Here is a 19,687-nt window from a genome sequence, read left to right as displayed (position 1 = left end):
TGCCGCCCCTCGCGGCGCGAATGAACGCGCGCTGGTCGGGCGGCGTCGTCAACGTGGACGGTCGGGTGCAGGGCGTCGGCGACAGCGATCTGGTGATGACCGGGCGGCTGCCGCTGAAGGTCGATGCGCGCACCATGGAGGTCGACGTGGGCGACACGACACCCATCGCCGCACAGGTCAACTGGCAGGGCGCCCTGCAGCCGCTGATCGAGGCGCTGCCCATCGACGGCCACCGGCTGAGCGGTGAAGGCAAGATCGACGTCTCCGCGTCCGGCACCATCGCTGCGCCGCGCCTCCGGGGTGCGGTCACCGTCGCCAACGGACGCTACGAGAACCTTGAATACGGCACGGTCATCGGCGGCTTGGACCTCGCCGTGCGCATGGACCCCAATCAGCCGGTCGAGGTAACGCTGTCCGGGACGGACGGCCGTTCCGGGCGCCTGTCGGGACAGGGGCGGATTCCGCTCGACAAGAGCCAGGGGGATCTGGATGTCAGCGTCGATGTCCGCGAGGCGACGCTGGTACGGCGTGACGATGTCACCGCGACCATCAACGGTGACGTGCGCTTCGTCCGGGGCTCGCAGCTTGCGACCCTGACCGGCCGCATTCAGCCGACGCGGATCGAAGCCCGCCTCGTCAACCGGATGCCGCCTTCGGTCGTCGACCTCAACCCGGTGGAGATCGACAAGGACGGAGAAGTCATCCGGGCGCGAGTCGAGCCGGACGGGGACGCCGCGATTCCGTTGGACCTGGATCTGACCATCGACATGCCGGGCAACGTGTTCGTCCGCGGCCGCGGGCTGGAATCTGAATGGAAGGGCAACCTCGCCGTCACTGGTCCGGCCAACGAGCCGCGGGTCAAGGGCAAGCTCGAGATCGTGCGCGGCGAGTTCTCGTTCGTCGGCACGACGTTCGATCTGACCAAAGGTGTGGTGGAGTTCGCGTCATCCCGCAAGATAGATCCACGCCTGGACATCATCGCCGAGCACAAGCGCGACGACATCACCGGCATCATCGCTGTCTCCGGGCTGGCCTCGGACCCCCAGATCGAACTGAGGTCGATCCCGGCGCTGCCTGAGAGCGAGGTTCTGCCGCGGGTCCTGTTCGGCAAGACCGCCGGCGAGATGGGGCCGGGGGAAGCCGCGCAGCTTGCCCTGGCGCTCGACGCGCTGCGAACCGGCGACAGCGGCTTGGTGGACGCCTCGCGCAACCTGCTCGGGGTCGATACGCTGTCGATCGACCCGGGCAGCGGCGACGGCGGCTCTGCGGTGCGCGCCGGCAAGAACATCGGCGACCGCGTCTACATCGAAACCAAGCAGGGCACCAAGCCGGGGACGACGGAGTACAGCGCCGAGGTCAAGATCACCGATCGCCTGTCCCTTGAAGCCGAGTTGAGCGAAGGCACCTCGGAAACCCAGGAGTTCATCGGCCTCAAGTGGCAGTGGGACTATTAGCGCCGGCGCAACGCCCCCTTAGTGTCGATGCCGCTCCCCCCACCCGGCGCGCCGTCGCGGATGTACGAGCCGGGTTGCGGATTTTGCATGGCAGGGTTGCGCCGGTATCGGTGGCGTATTGTACAGTCAGGATAAGTTAATAATCGCCGGTTGCCGCGGAGGGGCCGGCCCGCGGAGCACGAGGAAGCGGTTTCCGCAACTGCGGAACGGGGCCGGCGAGGATGCGGCCCGGTCCGCACAGGGAACAGGAGGTAACGATGTTGAATGTCCGTGACTTGATCCCATGGAGCCGTGACAGGGAGGTGGCCGTCGCGCGTCGCGATGTCGAACATCCGTTCTTCGGGTTGCAGCGCGAAGTGGATCGCCTCTTCGAGGATTTCTGGCGCGGCTTCAACGCACCGGCGCAGGCTCGCACGGGCGCCGGTTTGGGCGCGGTAGCCCCTCGGGTCGACGTCGCCGAAGATGAGAACGAAATCGTCGTCACCGCCGAGTTGCCCGGCATCGACGAGAAGGACGTTGAGTTGACCCTGGCAGACAACGCGCTGATCATCGCCGGCGAGAAGAAGGCCGAAACCGAGAAGAGCGGACAGGGCTACCGCTACACCGAGCGCTCGTTCGGCTCGTTCCGCCGCGCAATTCCGTTCGAGGTCGACGTTGTCGGGGACAAGGTCGAGGCGAGTTTCAAGAACGGCGTGTTGACCGTCACCCTGCCCAAGTCTCCCGAAGCCCGCGCCAGGGCCAGGAAGATCGAGATCAAGGGCCGCGACAGCGGCGGCGAGGAGCCGAAGCTGGTGTCCGACGCCGCGGAGAAATCGGTCGCGTAAGCGGGACGCACGTCAGCGGCGGATCGGCGGGCCGGCGATTGCCGGCCCGCTTGCTATGCGGTAACGGCGTCGCCTGCTGCAAACTGTCTTCCACACGCGCACTCGTGTGTGCGAAGGTTCCCTGCAATGGTGGGCGCGCAGGTCCCCGCCGGAAGCAGCGGGAAGGGAACAGCCTGATGAATCTGGAAAAGGTCCTTTTCGGCTTCTTTCTGATCTTGGCGCTGACCCTCAACGTCGGCTTCGTAATCGGCGACATCGAAAACCCCACCCACCACAGCGTCGTCGAGTTCTTTTTTCTGGTCGTCGTCAACCTCGTGGCGACCGGCCTCAAGCTCGGCGACCGCACCCAGATCGGCGCGCTGTTGCTGGCGACGAGCCTGGTCGCGGATCTGCAACTCATCGCCGCCACCGGCATCTGGGCGTTCGCGGCGCACGTGGCGGAGCCGGGCGTGACGGCGGAGGACATCGTCCATATCGTATCTCTCGCCACCGGCGCGCTCGTCGCCAACATCATCTCGGTCACCGTGTTCGTCGCCGAGACCTTGATGCTGCGGCGCTGAGGATCGCTGCGGGCGCCGCCCCATGGCCGGCTTCACGGGATCGCACCGGGTTCCCTACATCGTGCTGCGGGCCATGCGCCGGCCGCTGTTCGTGTTGGTCGCCGTCTATGCGGCGTCGATGCTCGGCTGGCGCTTGATCCCGGGCCCGGACGGCGTTCCCCTCAGCTTCTTCCACGCCTTCTATTTCCTGGCCTACACTGCGACCACCACCGGCTTCGGGGAGATCCCCTACCTCTACACCGACCTGCAGAGAATGTGGGCGATCGTCTCTCTCTACGCAGGCGTGATCGCCTGGGTCTACGCCATCGGCGCCATCATCCAGCTCATCCAGAACCCGCATTTTCAGCAGGCCTTGGCGGAGCGCGGGTTTGCCAAGCGCGTTGCGATGCTGACCGAGCCGTTCGTCATCGTCTGCGGTTTCGGCAACCGCGGCAGCCTGCTGACCCGCGGCCTGAGCGACGCAGGGCTTGCGGCAGTCATCCTCGATCGCGACCCGGATCGCATCCATGCCGTCAAGCTCCGCGACTACGCCGTACCGGCGGAGGCGCTGTGCGCGGACGCGCGCATCCCGGAGCGGCTGATCAAGGCCGGCTTGTTGCGAAGCCAGTGCCGTGCGGTGGTGGCACTGACCGACGACGAGGACGTCAACGCCAAGGTGGCGCTCGCCGCCCGGCTGCTCAATCCCCACGCCCGGGTGATTGCCCAGTTGACCAGAGACGAATACGAGGAGACGCTCGCCACCCTCGGCGGCGACATCCACATCGTCGACCCGTTCCACACCTTCGCCCGCTATCTGGGCGCCACCATTCACAATCCTCTCATCCACATGTTGAACGAATGGCTGATCGGGGCACCCAATGCGAATCTCGCCATGTACGCCGATGTCCCACGGGGGAAATGGATACTTTGCGGTTTCGGCCGCCTCGGCCGCGCGATCCATGCCACGCTGCAGGAACTGGGCATTTCCACCGTCGTCATCGGTTCCGGCATCCCGCCGACCGAAGCGAACGGCCGCGACATCATCGCCGGCCGCATCAACCAGAAGAACCTTCGGGCTGCCGGCATCGAGGACGCCGCCGGCATCGTCGTCGGCACGGACAGCGATTCCGACAACCTCGGCACGGTCCTCAATGCGCGGGCGTTGAACCCCAGGATCTTCGTTCTCGTCCGTCAGAACCAGCACCGCAATCAGGTGCTGTTCGACGCCGCCCGCGCCGACCTCATCATGCAGCCCACTCTGGTCAGCGCGCGGCGCATTCTGTTCCTCCTGACGGCGCCGCTGCTGCGCACCTTCTTCAACGAGATCCGCGAAAGTCAGGCGAAGGGCCACAACGAGTTCCTGTTGTCGGTGATCCGCGATCTTCACGACACCGTCGGCGGCAGGGCTGCGCCGCGGCTGTGGACCGTCCGCGTCGAGGAAGAGCAGGCGCCGGCCCTTGCCCAACTCCTCGACGAGGGCCATGCGATCACCTTCGACGACATCCTGAGTGATCCGGCCGATCGCAACCGGCGCGTCGCCTGCGTTCCGCTGGTTATTCGCTCCCAAGGCGCCATTCGCGTCATGCCGGACATCGACCACAGGATTCTTCGGGGCGACGAGATCCTGTTCTGCGGCCGATCCCAGGCATACCGCTTGGTCGACGCGACGCTCGCCAACCCATACACGCTCCGCTACCTGATGACCGGCGTGGAAGAGCCGCGCAGCCTGGTGCTGCGCTGGCTCGTGCGCCGCCACGCTGCAGCCAGCCGCGCCCCGGCTGAGCGTCTTTCCGCTGACGGTTGACAGGTGGCCGCCGAACCCGCCAACCTGCGCGGCATAAACGGCATAAACCGCATAAGCGATGACAAGGAGGGGACGATGGCCGGAGGAGGCATCTTCGAGGAGCACCTCGGGAAAACGCCGGCCAACTTCGAGACCCTGACCCCGCTTTCGTTCCTGGAGCGGGCGGCTTCGATGGCCGCCGGACGCACCGCCGTGATCTACGAGTCCCGCACCACGTCCTACGGCGACTTCGCGGCGCGCTGCCGGCGCCTGGCGGACGCACTCCGGCGGCGCGGACTCAAGTCCGGCGATACGGTCGCGGCGATGCTCCCGAACATCCCCGCCATGCTCGAATGCCACTACGGGGTGCCCGGTGCCGGCGCGGTGCTCAACCCCATAAACTATCGCCTCGATGCGGCGGCCGTCGCGTTCATCCTGGATCACGGCGAGGCCAGGGTGTTCATCGTCGATACGGAGTTTCGCGCCGTGGCCGAAGACGCGATGACGCGGATGACCGGAGAAACGCCGCAGGTCATCTGGGTCGACGACGTGCCCGGGCCACGCAATCCGGCCTCCGGCGGCACAAACTACGAGACCTTTTTGTCCGAGGGCGACCCCGCGGCGCCTTTCACGACCCCTGCCGACGAATGGCAGGCGATTTCGCTGAGCTATACCTCGGGCACCACAGGGGACCCGAAGGGTGTCGTCTACCACCATCGCGGCGCCTTCCTGAACGCCCTCGGCAATGCCCTGACGGTCGGACTGCGGCCGACCAGCGCCTACCTCTGGACCCTGCCCATGTTCCATTGCGACGGCTGGAGCTATCCGTGGGCGGTGACCGCTGTGGCGGCGACCCACGTCTGTCTCCGCCGCGTCGAGCCCGCGCCCATCTTCCAGGCCGTCGCCGACCACGGCGTCACTCATTGCTGCGCCGCGCCGGTGGTCCTGACCATGCTTATCCACGCTTCGGAGGCGGAAAAGGCGCCCCTCGCGCGCGTCTCCGGCCGCACCGTCAACATCGCCACCGGCGGGGCCGCTCCGCCGCCGGCGGTGATCGAGGCGATGGAAGCGATGGGGTTCCGTATCGCCCACCTCTACGGGCTGACCGAAAGCTATGGCCCGGCGACATACTGCATGATGCTGCCGGAGTGGGAAGAGCTGGATCTGGCGGCGCGCTCGGCCCTGATCGCGCGCCAGGGCGCACCGTATCCGACCCTTGCCGGCATGATCGTGGCCGACCCTGAGAGCGATCAGCCACTGCCGGCGGATGGCGAGACGCTTGGCGAGATCTATCTCCGCGGCAACACCATCATGAAGGGCTACGTCAAAAACCCGAAGGCGACCGACGCCGCGTTCCGGGGCGGCTGGTTCCACACCGGCGACCTCGGCGTGATGCACCCCGACGGCTATGTCGAGCTGAAGGACCGCTCCAAGGACATCATCATCTCCGGCGGCGAGAACATCTCGTCGCTGGAGATCGAGCAGGTCCTTTATCGCCATCCGCGGATCATGGAGGCGGCGGTGGTTGCCGCACCCGATCACAAGTGGGGCGAGACGCCCTGCGCGTTCGTGACGGCGACGCCGGGCGGGGATCCGTTGACCGCCGACGACGTGATCGCCTGGTGCCGCAAACATCTGGCGTCGTTCAAGGTGCCGCGCAAGGTCGTGTTCGGCCCCCTTCCCAAGACCTCGACGGGCAAGATCCAGAAGTTCGTGCTGCGCGAGCGGGCCAAAGCGCAATGACCCGAGACGTGTCCGAGCCGCTGATCAACCTTCGCCTGGACGGCCAGTGCGCTCTTATCACCGGAGCGTCTTCTGGTCTTGGCCGGCACTTTGCGCACCTTCTTGCCCGCGCCGGTGCTCGTGTGGCGTTGGCGGCGCGCCGGCTCGACGCGCTGGATGCGGTGGCGGCCGACATATCCGCGGCCGGTGGCGAGGCGATCGCCGTCGAGATGGACGTGACGGATGCCGACAGCGTTCGGCGCGGCGTGCTTTGGGCGGAAAAAGCCTTCGGGCCGCCGCGCGTCCTGATCAACAACGCCGGCGTTGCTCTGACCAAGCCGGCCCTGGAGGTCGACGAACACGACTGGGATCGGGTGGTCGACACCAACTTGAAGGGCGCGTGGCTGATGGCGCGCGGCGCGGCGGACCGTATGCGGGAGCATGGCGGCGGGGTCATCGTCAACATCGCATCGATCTTGGGACTGCGCGTTGCCGCCGGCGTCGCGCCGTACGCCATTGCCAAGGCTGGCGTGATCCATATGACCAGGGTGCTGGCGCTCGAGCTGGCGCGGCACGGCATCCGCGTCAACGCACTCGCTCCCGGCTACATCGAAACCGACCTCAACCGCGACTTCTTTGCGTCGCCGGCCGGGCAGGCGCTCGTCAAGCGCATCCCGCAACGCCGCCTCGGCGCGCTGGATGATCTGGACGGGCCGCTGCTGCTGCTCGCCACCAGCGCGTCCCGCTACATGACCGGCACGGTCGTGGTGGCGGACGGCGGTCACTTGGTGAGCTCCCTGTGAGGCACCCACTTCTCACCCGGCTTCGGAAATCTACATACCCCTCCCGATCTTGCGGAGAGGGAACGCCCCGCGGGAGCGGGAAGGTGAGGGCAGGGGCTCTCCGAACAAACATCAGCCTGAACCATCGCCGGCACGCGACGAAATGAGGAGCATATGGACTATACGCTGACGTCCGAGGTCGACGACATTCGCCGGCGCATCGGCGCCTTCGTGGCCGCGCATGTCCTGCCGCTCGAAGCGCACGCCGGCAATTTCGACCACCACGGCATGATCTCCGAGGCCGCGCTCGCCGGCCTGCGCCCGCGCGCTCGCGCCGAAGGGCTGTGGGCGCTGCAGATGCCGAAGGAGCGCGGCGGCGCCGGCGTCGGCTTTGTCGGCATGGCGGCCTGCTACGAGGAGATGGCGCGCTCGCCATTCGGACCGGTGGTCTTCAACTCGGCGCCCCCCGACGACGGCAACATGATGCTCTTGGACAAAGTCCTGCCGACGGAGGATCTGAAACACCGCTGGCTGCAGCCCATCGTCGATGGCCGGGTGCGCTCCGCCTTCGCCATGACCGAGCCGATGCCCGGCGGCGGCTCCGACCCGTCGGCGATGCTGACCACCGCCGAGCGCCGCGGCGACGTGTGGGTGGTGCATGGCCGCAAGTGGTTCATCACCGGCGCCGAGGGCGCGAAGCATGTGGTGCTGATCGCCCGCACTTCCGACGACCGCCGCCATGGCCTTACGGCCTTCCTCTACCACGCCGACCAGCCGGGCGCGCGCATCGAGCGGCGCATCCCGATCATGGGCCCGGAAGAGCACGGTGGCCACTGCGAGATCGTCTACGACGGGCTCGAGATCCCCGACGATAACCGGCTGCTTGAGGTCGGCGACGGCCTGAAGGTGACCCAGATCCGCCTCGGTCCGGCGCGGCTCACCCACTGCATGCGCTGGCTTGGCATGGCCAAACGGGCGCTGGAGATCGCCGGCGGCTACGTCCGCGAGCGCGAGAGCTTCGGCATGAAGCTGGTCGATCATGAAGGGGTGCAGTGGCTGTTGGGCGAGGCTGCAATGGACATCCAGATCGGGCGGATGCTGACCATGCACGCCGCCTGGAAGCTGGATCAGGGCGACTTCGCTCGCAAGGAGATCTCCATCGCCAAGGTCCATGTCGCAGACACCCTGCACAAGGCGGTCGATACGGCCATCCAGTTGTGCGGCGCCAAGGGCTACTCCAAGGATACGCTGCTCGAATGGATGTACCGCTACGCCCGCCAGGCCCGCCTGGTGGACGGTGCTTCGGAGGTCCACAAGATGGTGCTCAGCCGGTTCTTCATGAAGGAAGGCCGCGACTTCTGGCGGTGGGGCGTCTAGGCAATGGAGGACCGCAAGGAACAACTGGAACGTTTTCTCGCCGAAGCCGCCGGCGCCGATCGTGTCGCCATCGCCGCGCTGGAGCGCATGCCGGGCGGCGCCATCCAGGACAACTGGCGCGCCGACGCCGACATCGCCGGCGGCCCGTTCGCCGGCCGGCTGGAGGTGGTGGTGCGCGCCGATCCGGACGCGGTGCCGGCGGTCAGCCACGACCGCCGCGAGGAGTTCTTCCTGCTCAAGGCGGCCCACGAGGCCGGGGTCACGGTGCCGGAGCCACTGTGGCTGTGTGACGATCCGGCCGTGTTGGGGCGGCCGTTTTTCGTTATGCGGCGGGTGCGGGGCGTCGCCGCCGGCCATCGCATCGTCAAGGATTACAGCCTCGGCGGCGATCGCGCCTCGCTCGCAAACCGCCTCGGCGGCGAACTGGCGCGCATTCACTCGATCCGCCCGCCGCGGCCCGACCTAGCCTTTTTGAAGGTCCCCGACGAGCCGCCGGCCCTGGAGGCTGTCGGCGACTACCGCGCCCACCTCGATGCCCACGGCGAGCCGCGGCCGGCGCTGGAACTGGGGCTCGAGTGGCTGGAGCGGAACGCCCCGCCGGCCGGCGATGTGGTGCTGTGCCACCGCGACTTCCGAACCGGCAACTACATGGTCGACGAGTCAGGCATCACCGGAATCCTGGATTGGGAGTTCGCCGACTGGGGCGATCCGCTGGAGGACGTCGGCTGGTTCTGCGCCCGGTGTTGGCGGTTCGGCGCCGTGGACCGGCCGGCGGGCGGCATCGGCACCCGTGACGCCTTCTGCGACGGCTACGAACAGGTTGCGGGCCGGACGCTGGAGCGCGATCGCATTGGGTACTGGGAGGTGATGGCCCACATGCGCTGGGCGGTCATCGCCCTGCAACAGGCCACGCGTCACCTCTCCGGCGAGCAGACGTCGCTCGAACTGGCGCTCACCGGCCACATCGTCCCGGAACTCGAATTGCAGATCCTCGACATGACGGAGGAGGGGGTTCATGCCTGAACGGCCGTCCGGCGCGGAACTTCTTGAGGTGGCGCTGAAGGTGCTGCGCGAGCGTCTGCTGCCGCGTCTGCCGGCGGACTGTCGCTACGAGGCGCTGATGGTGGCCAACGCCATCGGCATCGCGGCGCGGGAAGCCCAGGCCGACACCACGCCCTTGCGGGCCGAACTGCAGCGTCTCGCCGGCCTCTACCACGAATCGGCGCCGCAACCGGAGCCCGCGACTCGGGCCGGACTCGTCCGCGCTCTGGAGACCGCCAACCGACGCCTGGCCCGGGACATCCGCGCCGGCAGCTTTAGCGGGCCCGAGCGCGGGGCGGCGCTTCGGGCGCACCTCCGCCTCACAATCGCGGATCAACTGGCGGTCTCCAATCCGAAGGTGCTGGGCTCCCGCTGAATACAGTGCGCGTTCACCAATCCTATACGGTTCGCCCGTCATTATGAGCGGGAGCACCACTTATGCGAGAACGCGCACATGGTCGTCATTCCGTTCCCCGGCTCGTCTCAGGGCCGCCCGTCGCCAAGGCCGCGCGGGCCGGCGGCGGCGTCCGCTCCCGCGATGAGCAAGCCGCTCGGCGTCACCGTCGAGGCGGCGCTGAAGGTTCACGCGGCCATCGTCGACGGATTGCGCAGCGGCGTTCTCCAGGACCGAGCGGCCGGGGCTCCGATGGCCCTCACCGACCTGCTCTGCGAGCAGTTCGGCCACGGCGGCATTTCCTGGGCCGAGATGCAGTTCGAAATCATCTACGGCGTCGATCCCTATACCTTCAGCGAGCATCTCGCCGCATACCGGCCCGGCGGCACCCGCGTCTCCTGATTGGGCGAGGCGACGGCGCTCGCGATCCTCAATCGGCCGCCGAGCCGCTCTGACGCGTCCATCCATCCGGTGTCGACGCGCTTGTCGGTCGTCAGCGTGTCTCGATTTTGCCGTTGACGATGACCTCCAGTTCGACCCCGGCCACGGTGATGCTGGCCTGGGCGGTGAGCGGGCTGTCCGGCAAGCTTCCGTTCTCCTCTGCGCTGCGTACTGCTTTCTCGATCTCGCGTTGCGCGGTGACGCCGATGGTCTTCAGAAACTTGCGCACGCTCATGTTGAGGGCGTCTTCGTTCATCGGCTGTTTTCCTTTGTCCGGATCAGACTGCCGCCACCAGTGGCAGGTTGACCAACAGGTTCTGCGGCTTGAGGCGAAAGCGGTGGTCTTCGGTCATCGCCATGGCGAGGTAGACCGGGCGGCCGTCCATCTCGGGGCTGACCGTGCGCCGGTCCTTGAACCGGAGTTGGAACAGGCCGAGCAGGCGGTACATGCGGGCCTCGTCCACCTCCCGCCCTTGATACAGATCATCGAGCACAGCGCTGGCCTGCGAATCCAGGCCTACATGCCAGCGCCAACGCTCATCACGGATCGACGCCGCCGGCTGAATGGCGACGGCGACGCCGAGGAAGTGCTGAACCCATATTTCCAGGACACGCGCCAGGGCGTCCTGTCCGAAGCGCGCCATCCCGGCGTCGAACACCATGTCGAACCGATCGCTCCGCTCCCAATAGCTTGCGGCATTGTCCGCGTTGAGCACGTCCAGCTCCACCCGCGACGGCGGCGCGGTTGCTGCCACCAGCGCGTCCCCTGCGCCGGACTCCCCATGCGCGGCCCGCATCTCTATCGTCTCCTCGTCCGCCATCAGGATCGCACCGCTGTCGATGGTGACGCACTGGATGCGAAAGAACAACTCGGCGGCTCGCAGCCGCAACGGATCGTCGCAGTCGTGCAGCATGCCGCGGAGGATGGCCTGCACCACCTGGTCGACGAACAGTGGCAGGATCGTGCTCTGCGGATGGCGGACGAAGTCCAGATAGAAGCCTTCAAGCGTGCCATGGCGCAACAGCCGGTCGCGAAACGCGAGCAGCATCCGGTAGTTCTCCGCCGTGTCCTGGTCTCCGAAGGACTTGAGACGCGCATCCGGGACCGGAAGGCGCGGGTCCTCCATCAGATCCGCAAAAACCGCCCGCTCGGTTGCGCAGGACGTCTCGATCGGCCGGATCTCGGGCCGGCAGAAGTAGGCGCGGAGGAAGTCATCGGTCACCACCAGGCGACCGTTGCCGCTGCGATCCAACAGATGAAACCCGGACCTCAGCCAGAAGTCTCGCATCGCTTTTCCTTCAGGTCGTGGTCTTGTCCGCAGGGTCGATGCCGGCGGCGCGCTGTTTCTCCACCTGGTCTCGCTCCCTCTCGCGCAGGTCGTCGTCCGTCGTCCGCGGCCGTGGCCGTTGACCGCCGGCCATTGGCTGTGGCGCGTCGAACTGGGCAATGACCCGGCAGTCCTCGCACATTTTTATTGCATCGATACGACCGGCGCCGGCGAACATGGAGTGGCCGGCCAGCCGCTCCACCAGGCGGGTGATGGTCGACTGCGTTCCGAACGGCTTGCCGCAGCGGATGCAGTGAAACGGCGCTTCCTCCTTCAGGGTGGCGGGCCTCCTCGCACCTGCCGCGAAGTTCAGCCGCGGCGTCAGCGCGATGGCGTTCTCCGGACAGGTGTTGCGGCAAAGCCCGCATTGCACGCAGTTGATCTCGGTGAACGTGAGTTGCGGGCGATCCGGGTTGTCGCCGAGCGCCGCCATCGGGCAGACGCCGACGCAGGCGAGGCACAGCGTACACCGGTCCAGGCTGAGCCGCACTTCCCCGAACGGCGCCCCCGCCGGCAGGGCCAGCACGTCGACCGGCTCCGGAGCGTCGCGACGGAGATGGTCGAGAGCGAGAGTGAGCGTGGTGCGCTTCTCGCCGGTGACGCGGTGGGTGGCGGGGTTCGCCAGCGACGGCGGCGGCGGCTCGGCCAGGTCCCGTTCCAGATCGCCCGGATCCGCTGCCTCCCCGATGACAATCCGGTTGCCGACGTACCCGAGGCCGGTCATCACGGTCTCCACCAACTCGGCATGGCGACGCAGCGGATCCAGCGCGTCGCGATGCTCGGGCGCCGCGAGGATCCGCACCTGCGCGACACCGTAGGCCAGCGCGGTGAGCAGGAGGTCGAGCCCGACCATGGTGATCTCGGTCACCGGGAAGGGCACCACGTTGGCCGGCAGGCCGCCGCCGGTGCGGGCAATGATGTCGATCATCTCGTCGCCGTGGCGCGGGTCGTGGATCAGTAACACCATGTCGCCGCCGCCGGCATTGCGATAGGTGCGGGTCAATACGCGCAGCCGCTCGAACAGGGCCGGGCCGCGCGGAAGGTCGAACACGATGGCGCCCGTCGGGCATACCGAGGCGCAAGCGCCATGGCCGGAGCAAACAGGCGCATCGACGGCAGTATGGTCACCGACCGGAGTGATCGCCGCTGTCGGGCACACGTCTAGGCAGTTGGTGCAGCCGACGATGCCATTGCGCGAATGGGCGCAGATCGACGGATCCACCCGCACGTATCTGGGTTTCTCGAACTCGCCCACCAGATCGGCGATATCGAACAGGGCGCGCTGGATCGCCACCGGATCCGACGGTTCCGCGCGCACATAACCATCGCGCTTGTCGGCGGCCGGAAACAGCGGCGCGCCGCCCGAAAGGTCGAGGATCACGTCGCAGATAGAGCGGGCGCCGTCCCGGCCGGCCTCGAAGGCTAATGCCTCCCGGGCGGAGGCGCGACAGACCGCGAAGCCGTCGACCACCACTTCGAACGCCCCCATGTGCCCCTTCGCCTCGCGAATGCGCCCGGCGAACAGGGCGACGTCTCGGACGCTCGGAGGCAACGCGCCGGTCCCGTCGCTGACAAGGCAGGTGACGCTGAGGCGTCCGGCGACGCGCCGCGCCGCCGCAATGCCCACATCCGCAGGCCCGTACACCAGGCAGACGCCGGCGGACTTGATGGTCACCGCCGGCGTCGGTGGGATGTCGAGCGCCGCTTCGGCGATCAGCGCCGCCATCTTGGCGTGGGCACGCCGCCCCTCCGCCGACCAGCCGGCGCGCTCGCGGATATTGACGAACGCCACGTCGGCGTCAGGACGCACGGCGACTGCGACCTCGCCGAACAGGGCTGCTTCCTGGGTGCAGCAGACGAGCAGCGGTTCGCCGCCGCCGACGGCCTCGCGGAAGGCATCAATCTGGGTGCGGCACAGATGAGAGTGAACAACGGGAGCCTCGGCGCCCAGCGCCGCCGCAATGCGCGCCGCGTCCGGCGTCATGGTGCGTTCGCAGTTGCAGACGAGGACGCGCCTGCCGTGCACCTTCATCAGCGCTGCCTCCCGGCCCCTCTCTTCAAGCTCGAAGGGGTGTGTTATGGCTGGTCCGCCCTACATATCGGGTCCCGTCCGCGAAATACAGCCCCAAGCGGGCGTGCGCCCTTGGTGTGGCGCACATTCGGTCCCAAATGCAATGTATCCGAATGCAGGCAGTGACGAACGGTAGCACAGTGAACGCCGAAGCTGGACGACCCGGGACTGCCACTTCGGCGTCCATGACCATTGGCGTCGTCGTCGAGAAGCGAAGCGCGCTGAGCCGGTGGACGGGGGAGACGTGGCGGACCATTGCCGTCATCCCCGGCAGCGGCTCTGCAGAGCCGGGGTGTATTCTCGAAACGGGATCCGGTTGGACGCGCTACTACGCCGGTCACCTGGAGTTGACTTTGCATCGAAGCGGCACCGCCGGCTACCGCCAGAACCTGTCGGCGCCCGAACCGCTGCTGTACGTTGTCCTGCGTCCGCGCAATGACGATCGGAATGACGCCATGCAAATAGAACACGGGCGGGACGAACCCGGGGAGGGACGGGGAGTCGAGCCATTTCTGGTCACGGCGTGTCCGTTCGAGGCGCAGGATTATCTCGACAGCGGCGAGGAGACGGTAGACGCGGTGCGTATGCCGCCGCCGGTAGCGGCGTGGGTCCAGGCGTTCCTCGACCGACATCACGTGGACGAGCCTTTCGTCAAGCGCAAGCAGAAGCCAAAGTCCGGATCGTTTCTCGGCGGAGGGCGCCATGCCCGATAGCCACCGCCGGCGCGGCGGCGCCGAAAGCGGATTGTCCCGATGGTCCCGGTTGAAGCGGGCCGGACTGGAAGAGCGCGAAGGCGCATCCAAGGACGGCACCGCGACGGCGTCTCGACCGCCGCCGGCGACCGGCGAAGGGCCGGGTCCGCCGCCCAACCTGGCCATGGCGGATCCGGCGACACATCCCGCCGCACCGCCCGCCGCACCGCCCGCCGCTCCGCCTGCCGCACCGCCCGCCGCACCGCCCGACCTGCCCAGTCTCGAGAGCCTGGACGCCGCTTCGGACTACCGGGTGTTCCTGCAGGCGCACGTGCCGGAGGAAATCCGCCGCCAGGCGCTGCGACTGTTGTGGCGCTCCGACCCGGTGCTAGCCAACCTGGACGGCCTCAACGACTACGACGAGGACTACCGCCGGGTCGGCATGGTCACGGAGGTGGTGCGAACCGCCTATCGGGTGGGGAAGGGTTATCTTTCGGACGCCGAAGCGGTCGGCCCCAAAGAGACGGAGCCGAGCGTGGAAGCGGAGGCCGAGACCGTTGCCGGCGCATCGGAGTCGGGATCGGTAGATCAGGGAAACGGCGAGGGCGAAGCTCCCGACCAGACCGACCGGCTTGCCTGACCGGCGCCGGCTCGCTGGGCCCGGTTTGCCTTGCAGGATTGCCGATCGGTCGCTAAACAGCTGGAATCGGAAGACACATCGGACCTGGATGATGAGCGCAGAGATCGAAGCCGTTGCAGAGGAGGCCCGTGCGGCACTGAAGCGGCTGAGGAGGCATCTTTGACTACGATGCCTCAGCTCGGCGCCTCGAGGAACTGAACGCCGAAGCCGAAGATCCCAACCTCTGGGAGGATCCCGAGCGCGCGCAAGCTATCATGCGCGAGCGGACCCGCTTGGAACAGCGCATCGGTGATCTGGACACGCTCGAGCGCGAGCTTGCCGAAAACCTGGAGCTGATCGAGCTCGGCGAGGCCGAAGGCGACGCGGCCGTCGTCGCCGAGGCCGAGGCTGCCTTGAACCGGCTCGGACGCGACATCGGTCACGCCGAAATCCGCTCCCTCCTGTCCGGCGAGGCGGATGGCAATGATTGCTTCGTCGAGGTCCATGCCGGCGCCGGCGGCACCGAGGCCCAGGACTGGGCGGAGATGCTCTCGCGCATGTACCTGCGCTGGGCGGAGCGTCGCCGTTTCAAGGCCGAGTGGATCGAGGAGAGCCCGGGTGAGGAAGCCGGCATCAAGTCGGCGACGTTCCGCGTCAACGGCGCCGATGCCTACGGTTGGCTGAGGACCGAAAGCGGCGTGCATCGCCTGGTGCGCATCTCGCCGTTCGACTCCGGCGCCCGCCGCCATACCAGCTTCGCCTCGGTCGGCGTCTATCCGGTCATCGACGACACCGTCGACATCGAGGTGCTGGACAAGGACCTCCGCATCGACACCTACCGGGCCGCCGGGGCCGGTGGGCAGCACGTCAACAAGACCGACAGCGCCGTGCGCATGACCCATCTGCCGACCGGCATCGTCGTGCAGTGCCAGAACGACCGCTCCCAGCACAAGAACCGCGCCGCCGCGATGAAGATGCTGCGCGCCCGCCTCTACGAGCTGGAGATGCGCAAGCGCGAGGCCGCCGCCCAGGCCCAGTACGACTCCAAGAGCGACATCGGCTGGGGCCACCAGATCCGATCGTACGTGCTGCAGCCTTACCAGATGGTCAAGGATCTCCGCACCGCCGTCGAGACCTCCAACACCCAGGCGGTCCTCGACGGCGACATCGACGACTTCCTCTCTGCCGCGTTGGCCCTCCGCGCCGGAGACGGCAGTCGCCAGTCCGCATCCGGCAATGCTTGACCGGCCGAGCGGCCTTCATGCGCGCAGAGGCTCCCGGAGCCCGCGTTGACACGCCAAGGCCCTCGTTCTATCTCTGGAGAGTCCGCGGATTGAGGGCTTCCGCCCTGCGCCGCTCTTTTCATGCCCTGAGGAGTGTTGATGTTTGGCGCCATCGCCCGGCGGATGTTCGGCACCGCCAACGAGCGTTACCTGAAGGGACTCCACAAGAACGTCGCCGCCATCAACGCCCTCGAGCCCGAGCTTGAGGCGCTGTCGGACGAAGATCTGCGCGACCGAACCTGGGTGTTCCGGCGCCGCATCGCCGAGGGCGCGACGATCGACAACCTGCTCGTCGAGGCCTTCGCCACCGTCCGCGAGGCGGCCAAGCGCACTCTCGGCCAGCGTCACTTCGACGTTCAGCTGCTGGGCGGCATCGTGCTCCACCGCGGCCAGATCGCCGAGATGAAGACCGGCGAAGGCAAGACCCTCGTCGCGACGCTGGCCGTCTATCTGAACGCGCTGGAGAGCAAGGGCGTGCACGTGGTGACGGTCAACGACTATCTCGCCCGCCGCGACGCCGAGTGGATGGGCGCCATCTACAAGTTTCTCGACCTCACCGTCGGCTGCATCGTGCATGGCCTGAGCGATCAGGAACGCCAGCGGGAGTACGCCTGCGACGTCACCTACGGCACCAACAACGAGTTCGGTTTCGACTACCTCCGCGACAACATGAAATTCCGCCTGGAGGACATGGTCCAGCGGCCGTTCAACTTCGCCATCGTCGACGAGGTGGATTCGATCCTCATCGACGAGGCGCGAACGCCGCTGATCATCTCCGGGCCTGCCGAGGATTCGTCGGAGCTCTACACCCGCATCGACCGCCTGATCCCCCGTCTCGTCGACGACGACTTCGAGAAGGACGAGAAGGCGCGCGCCGTCTCCTTCACCGAGACCGGCATGGAGCGGATGGAGGAGTTGCTGCGCGAGGCTGGCATGCTCACCGAGGGCGGCCTCTACGACCTGCACAACGTCTCCCTCGTCCATCACGCCAACCAGGCTCTTCGCGCCCACAAGCTGTTCAGCCACGACACCGATTACATCGTCAAGGACGGCCGGGTGGTGATCATCGACGAATTCACCGGTCGCATGATGGAAGGCCGCCGCTACTCCGAGGGGCTGCATCAGGCACTCGAGGCCAAGGAAGGCGTAGCCATCCAGCAAGAGAACCAGACCCTCGCCTCGATCACCTTCCAGAACTATTTCCGCAATTACCCGAAGCTCGCCGGCATGACCGGCACCGCGATGACGGAGGCCGGAGAGTTCCAGGAGATCTACAACCTCGAAGTCGTCGACATGCCGACCAACGTTGCGTGCGTCCGCATCGACCACGACGACGAGGTCTATCGCACCGCCGCCGAAAAGTACGACGCCATCGTCGCCACCATCGAGGACTGCAAGTCACGCGGCCAGCCGTGCCTCGTCGGCACCACGTCGATCGAGAAGTCCGAGCACCTGGCGGCGCTGCTGAAGAAGAAAAAGATTGCGCATAGCGTCCTCAACGCCCGCTACCATGAGCAGGAAGCCTCGATCATCTCCCAGGCCGGCGGTTCGGGCGCGGTGACCATCGCCACCAACATGGCAGGCCGCGGCACCGACATCCAGCTCGGCGGCAATCCGGATATGCGCATCCGCCAGGAGATCAACGACCCGGCCGATACCGCCGGCATCGCCCGCGTCCGTGCCGAGGTCGAAGCCGACAAGCAGAAGGTGATCGCCGCCGGCGGCCTCTACATCATCGGCACCGAGCGACATGAGAGCCGCCGCATCGACAACCAGTTGCGCGGCCGTTCCGGCCGTCAGGGCGACCCCGGCACTTCCAAGTTCTACCTGTCGCTGGAAGACGACCTGATGCGCATCTTCGGCTCGGAGCGCATCGACGGCATGCTGAAAAAGTTGGGTCTCGAAGAGGGCGAGGCGATCGTCCACTCGTGGGTCAACAAGGCGCTCGAGAAGGCTCAGCAGAAGGTCGAGGCGCGCAACTTCGACATCCGCAAGAACCTCCTCAAGTTCGACAACGTCATGAACGACCAGCGCAAGGTCATCTACGAGCAGCGCCGGGAGATGATGACCGCGGACGACGTGGCGGACGAGGTGGCGCATTATCGGCATCAACTGATCGACGACTTGGTGTCGCGATTCATCCCAGAGAAGGCCTATGCCGAGCAATGGAACATGGCGGGCCTGCATGCCGAGGTGCTGCGCATCTTCGGCATGGACCTGCCGCTCGCCGAGTGGGCGCAGGAAGAAGGCATCGCCGATGCCGAGATCCGCGAACGCCTCCAAGCGGCCGCCGATCGCCGCATGGCGGAGAAGGCGGCCAACTACGGCGTCGACGTCATGCGCATGGTCGAAAAGAGCCTGCTGCTTCAGATCCTCGACCAGATCTGGAAGGAGCACCTGCTCAATCTCGATCACTTGCGTCAGGGCATCGGGCTCCGCGCCTACGCCCAGCGCGATCCGCTCAATGAGTACAAGAGGGAAGCCTTCGAGCTGTTCGAGGCCATGCTGGAGCGCTTGCGCGAACGGGTGACCCTGGTGCTTTCCCACGTCGAGTTGCGCCTGCCGGGCGATGAAGAACTGGCCGAGGCGCGAAACCAGGAGCGGCGATTGCAGCAGCGCGAGATGCACGAAACCCGCCGCGATCCCGCCCTGCAATCGGAACAGGAAGGGCCCGGCGCCGGCGAGGCGGCGGTCACCGCCGCCCCTGTCCGCTCGCGCCAGGCGACCGACGACGCGGACCCGCGCGATCCGGCGACGTGGGGCCGTGTCTCCCGCAACGCAACCTGCCCGTGCGGCTCCGGCGAAAAATACAAACACTGCCACGGCCAGTTGGTGTGAGCGCCTCCCGGGTCGCCTGCTCTCTGTCGCGGCAGTCCGGATTCGTTGCGCTTCCGTAAAGCTGCGCCTCGCAGCGCAAGATCTTGAGCCAGGAGACGCCGTCCTGCCGGCGACGAACGGCTCGAGCTCCGCGGCGATGATGATATCATGATGCTATCAACAGTGCGGATCGGTCATGGCGCAGGTCATCGTCCGGAATCTGAGCGACAAAGTGGTTGCTTCGCTCAAAAAACGCGCTTCAGCGAAGGGAGCTTCGCTGGAACAAGAACTGCGGGAAATCCTGACTGCGGCTCGCAAGCCGAGCCAAGATGACTTGCTTGCAGATTTGGCTCACTGTCGCGCCCTCACCGCCACCCATCATCGAACGATGGCGGAAGATGTGATTCGGGCCATCCGTGACGAGCAGTGACGCTGGTCATTGATGCCTCCGTGGCTCTCAAGATGTTCGTGGATGAGCCGGGAAGCGACGACGCGGTGCACTTGTTGAGCAGTGGCGAGA

General features: G+C 66.9%; 18 protein-coding genes. 15 read left to right on the top strand and 3 right to left on the bottom strand.

The window, feature by feature from the left end; translation table 11 throughout:
* The first annotated feature begins 20 nt into the window (after nt 1–20).
* The 10 genes from IPM60_05515 to IPM60_05470 all read left to right on the top strand — a co-directional run bounded on the left by IPM60_05515 (nt 21) and on the right by IPM60_05470 (nt 10,318).
* Nucleotides 21–1,454, top strand: a complete 1,434-nt coding sequence (locus IPM60_05515) for a translocation/assembly module TamB domain-containing protein (protein ID MBK8907362.1) — start codon at nt 21–23, stop codon at nt 1,452–1,454.
* 260 nt (nt 1,455–1,714) lie between these two features.
* Entirely contained in the window at nt 1,715–2,278 is a 564-nt protein-coding gene (locus IPM60_05510; GenBank protein MBK8907361.1) for an Hsp20/alpha crystallin family protein, read from the top strand.
* Between the two features lie 176 nt (nt 2,279–2,454).
* Nucleotides 2,455–2,838, top strand: a complete 384-nt coding sequence (locus tag IPM60_05505; GenBank protein ID MBK8907360.1) for a hypothetical protein — start codon at nt 2,455–2,457, stop codon at nt 2,836–2,838.
* A 22-nt stretch (nt 2,839–2,860) separates the two neighbouring features.
* Complete coding sequence (locus tag IPM60_05500; protein MBK8907359.1) at nt 2,861–4,621, top strand: NAD-binding protein; 1,761 nt, start codon at nt 2,861–2,863, stop codon at nt 4,619–4,621.
* A 75-nt stretch (nt 4,622–4,696) separates the two neighbouring features.
* Nucleotides 4,697–6,343, top strand: a complete 1,647-nt coding sequence (locus IPM60_05495) for an AMP-binding protein (protein ID MBK8907358.1) — start codon at nt 4,697–4,699, stop codon at nt 6,341–6,343.
* The gene (locus IPM60_05490) at nt 6,340–7,125 is read left to right on the top strand and encodes an SDR family oxidoreductase (protein MBK8907357.1); all 786 of its coding nucleotides are present in this window, start codon (nt 6,340–6,342) and stop codon (nt 7,123–7,125) included. The genes IPM60_05495 and IPM60_05490 overlap by 4 nt, the downstream gene beginning before the upstream one ends.
* Before the next feature lie 153 nt (nt 7,126–7,278).
* Nucleotides 7,279–8,481, top strand: coding sequence for an acyl-CoA dehydrogenase family protein (locus IPM60_05485; protein ID MBK8907356.1), 1,203 nt, complete (start codon nt 7,279–7,281; stop codon nt 8,479–8,481).
* A 3-nt stretch (nt 8,482–8,484) separates the two neighbouring features.
* The gene (locus IPM60_05480; GenBank protein MBK8907355.1) at nt 8,485–9,504 is read left to right on the top strand and encodes a phosphotransferase family protein; all 1,020 of its coding nucleotides are present in this window, start codon (nt 8,485–8,487) and stop codon (nt 9,502–9,504) included.
* Complete coding sequence (locus tag IPM60_05475; GenBank protein ID MBK8907354.1) at nt 9,497–9,898, top strand: hypothetical protein; 402 nt, start codon at nt 9,497–9,499, stop codon at nt 9,896–9,898. Before IPM60_05480 ends, IPM60_05475 begins: the two co-directional genes overlap by 8 nt.
* 78 nt (nt 9,899–9,976) lie before the next feature.
* Nucleotides 9,977–10,318 (top strand): hypothetical protein, encoded by a 342-nt coding sequence (locus IPM60_05470; GenBank protein MBK8907353.1) that lies wholly within the window; start codon nt 9,977–9,979, stop codon nt 10,316–10,318.
* A 91-nt stretch (nt 10,319–10,409) separates the two neighbouring features.
* On the opposite strand, the gene IPM60_05465 is transcribed toward IPM60_05470, so the two are convergent.
* The 3 genes from IPM60_05465 to IPM60_05455 are packed head-to-tail and all read right to left on the bottom strand — an operon-like array spanning nt 10,410 to nt 13,717.
* Complete coding sequence (locus IPM60_05465; protein MBK8907352.1) at nt 10,410–10,613, bottom strand: hypothetical protein; 204 nt, start codon at nt 10,611–10,613, stop codon at nt 10,410–10,412.
* 22 nt (nt 10,614–10,635) lie between these two features.
* A complete protein-coding gene (locus tag IPM60_05460) occupies nt 10,636–11,646 on the bottom strand; it encodes a hypothetical protein (GenBank protein MBK8907351.1) in 1,011 nt (336 codons plus the stop codon).
* 10 nt (nt 11,647–11,656) lie between these two features.
* The gene (locus tag IPM60_05455) at nt 11,657–13,717 is read right to left on the bottom strand and encodes a 4Fe-4S ferredoxin (protein MBK8907350.1); all 2,061 of its coding nucleotides are present in this window, start codon (nt 13,715–13,717) and stop codon (nt 11,657–11,659) included.
* A 224-nt stretch (nt 13,718–13,941) separates the two neighbouring features.
* Between IPM60_05455 and IPM60_05450 the strand changes: the two genes are divergently transcribed.
* From IPM60_05450 to IPM60_05430, 5 genes are all read left to right on the top strand, one after another.
* The gene (locus IPM60_05450) at nt 13,942–14,469 is read left to right on the top strand and encodes a DUF3305 domain-containing protein (protein MBK8907349.1); all 528 of its coding nucleotides are present in this window, start codon (nt 13,942–13,944) and stop codon (nt 14,467–14,469) included.
* The gene (locus tag IPM60_05445) at nt 14,459–15,088 is read left to right on the top strand and encodes a DUF3306 domain-containing protein (GenBank protein ID MBK8907348.1); all 630 of its coding nucleotides are present in this window, start codon (nt 14,459–14,461) and stop codon (nt 15,086–15,088) included. The genes IPM60_05450 and IPM60_05445 overlap by 11 nt, the downstream gene beginning before the upstream one ends.
* A gap of 91 nt (nt 15,089–15,179) precedes the next feature.
* Nucleotides 15,180–16,311 (top strand): peptide chain release factor 2 gene (prfB, locus tag IPM60_05440; protein ID MBK8907347.1). Its coding sequence is split into 2 segments (ribosomal slippage): nt 15,180–15,248 and nt 15,250–16,311, totalling 1,131 coding nucleotides; the frame shifts between segments, so codons are not numbered across the junction.
* A 138-nt stretch (nt 16,312–16,449) separates the two neighbouring features.
* A complete protein-coding gene (gene secA, locus IPM60_05435; GenBank protein ID MBK8907346.1) occupies nt 16,450–19,188 on the top strand; it encodes a preprotein translocase subunit SecA in 2,739 nt (912 codons plus the stop codon).
* A gap of 175 nt (nt 19,189–19,363) precedes the next feature.
* Nucleotides 19,364–19,597: a hypothetical protein gene (locus tag IPM60_05430; protein ID MBK8907345.1), complete on the top strand. Its 234-nt coding sequence runs from the start codon at nt 19,364–19,366 to the stop codon at nt 19,595–19,597.
* Nucleotides 19,598–19,687 lie beyond the last annotated feature (90 nt).

It is taken from the genome of Rhodospirillales bacterium (genome assembly GCA_016710335.1).
In the GTDB taxonomy this organism is placed as follows: Bacteria; Pseudomonadota; Alphaproteobacteria; order Rhodospirillales; family Defluviicoccaceae; genus JADJXQ01.
This window is presented reverse-complemented; position numbering and strand designations above follow the sequence as displayed.

What these genes read in the sequence shown, in the direction of transcription:
- IPM60_05490 (MBK8907357.1), top strand. Translation starts at nt 6,340, where the DNA reads ATGACCCGAGACGTGTCCGAGCCGCTGATCAACCTTCGCCTGGACGGC.
- IPM60_05505 (MBK8907360.1), top strand. Translation starts at nt 2,455, where the DNA reads ATGAATCTGGAAAAGGTCCTTTTCGGCTTCTTTCTGATCTTGGCGCTG.
- IPM60_05515 (MBK8907362.1), top strand. Translation starts at nt 21, where the DNA reads ATGAACGCGCGCTGGTCGGGCGGCGTCGTCAACGTGGACGGTCGGGTG.
- IPM60_05465 (MBK8907352.1), bottom strand. Translation starts at nt 10,613, where the DNA reads ATGAACGAAGACGCCCTCAACATGAGCGTGCGCAAGTTTCTGAAGACC.
- IPM60_05430 (MBK8907345.1), top strand. Translation starts at nt 19,364, where the DNA reads ATGGCGCAGGTCATCGTCCGGAATCTGAGCGACAAAGTGGTTGCTTCG.
- IPM60_05480 (MBK8907355.1), top strand. Translation starts at nt 8,485, where the DNA reads ATGGAGGACCGCAAGGAACAACTGGAACGTTTTCTCGCCGAAGCCGCC.
- IPM60_05500 (MBK8907359.1), top strand. Translation starts at nt 2,861, where the DNA reads ATGGCCGGCTTCACGGGATCGCACCGGGTTCCCTACATCGTGCTGCGG.
- IPM60_05475 (MBK8907354.1), top strand. Translation starts at nt 9,497, where the DNA reads ATGCCTGAACGGCCGTCCGGCGCGGAACTTCTTGAGGTGGCGCTGAAG.
- IPM60_05495 (MBK8907358.1), top strand. Translation starts at nt 4,697, where the DNA reads ATGGCCGGAGGAGGCATCTTCGAGGAGCACCTCGGGAAAACGCCGGCC.
- IPM60_05445 (MBK8907348.1), top strand. Translation starts at nt 14,459, where the DNA reads ATGCCCGATAGCCACCGCCGGCGCGGCGGCGCCGAAAGCGGATTGTCC.
- IPM60_05455 (MBK8907350.1), bottom strand. Translation starts at nt 13,717, where the DNA reads ATGAAGGTGCACGGCAGGCGCGTCCTCGTCTGCAACTGCGAACGCACC.
- secA (MBK8907346.1), top strand. Translation starts at nt 16,450, where the DNA reads ATGTTTGGCGCCATCGCCCGGCGGATGTTCGGCACCGCCAACGAGCGT.
- IPM60_05470 (MBK8907353.1), top strand. Translation starts at nt 9,977, where the DNA reads ATGGTCGTCATTCCGTTCCCCGGCTCGTCTCAGGGCCGCCCGTCGCCA.
- IPM60_05485 (MBK8907356.1), top strand. Translation starts at nt 7,279, where the DNA reads ATGGACTATACGCTGACGTCCGAGGTCGACGACATTCGCCGGCGCATC.
- IPM60_05450 (MBK8907349.1), top strand. Translation starts at nt 13,942, where the DNA reads ATGACCATTGGCGTCGTCGTCGAGAAGCGAAGCGCGCTGAGCCGGTGG.
- IPM60_05460 (MBK8907351.1), bottom strand. Translation starts at nt 11,646, where the DNA reads ATGCGAGACTTCTGGCTGAGGTCCGGGTTTCATCTGTTGGATCGCAGC.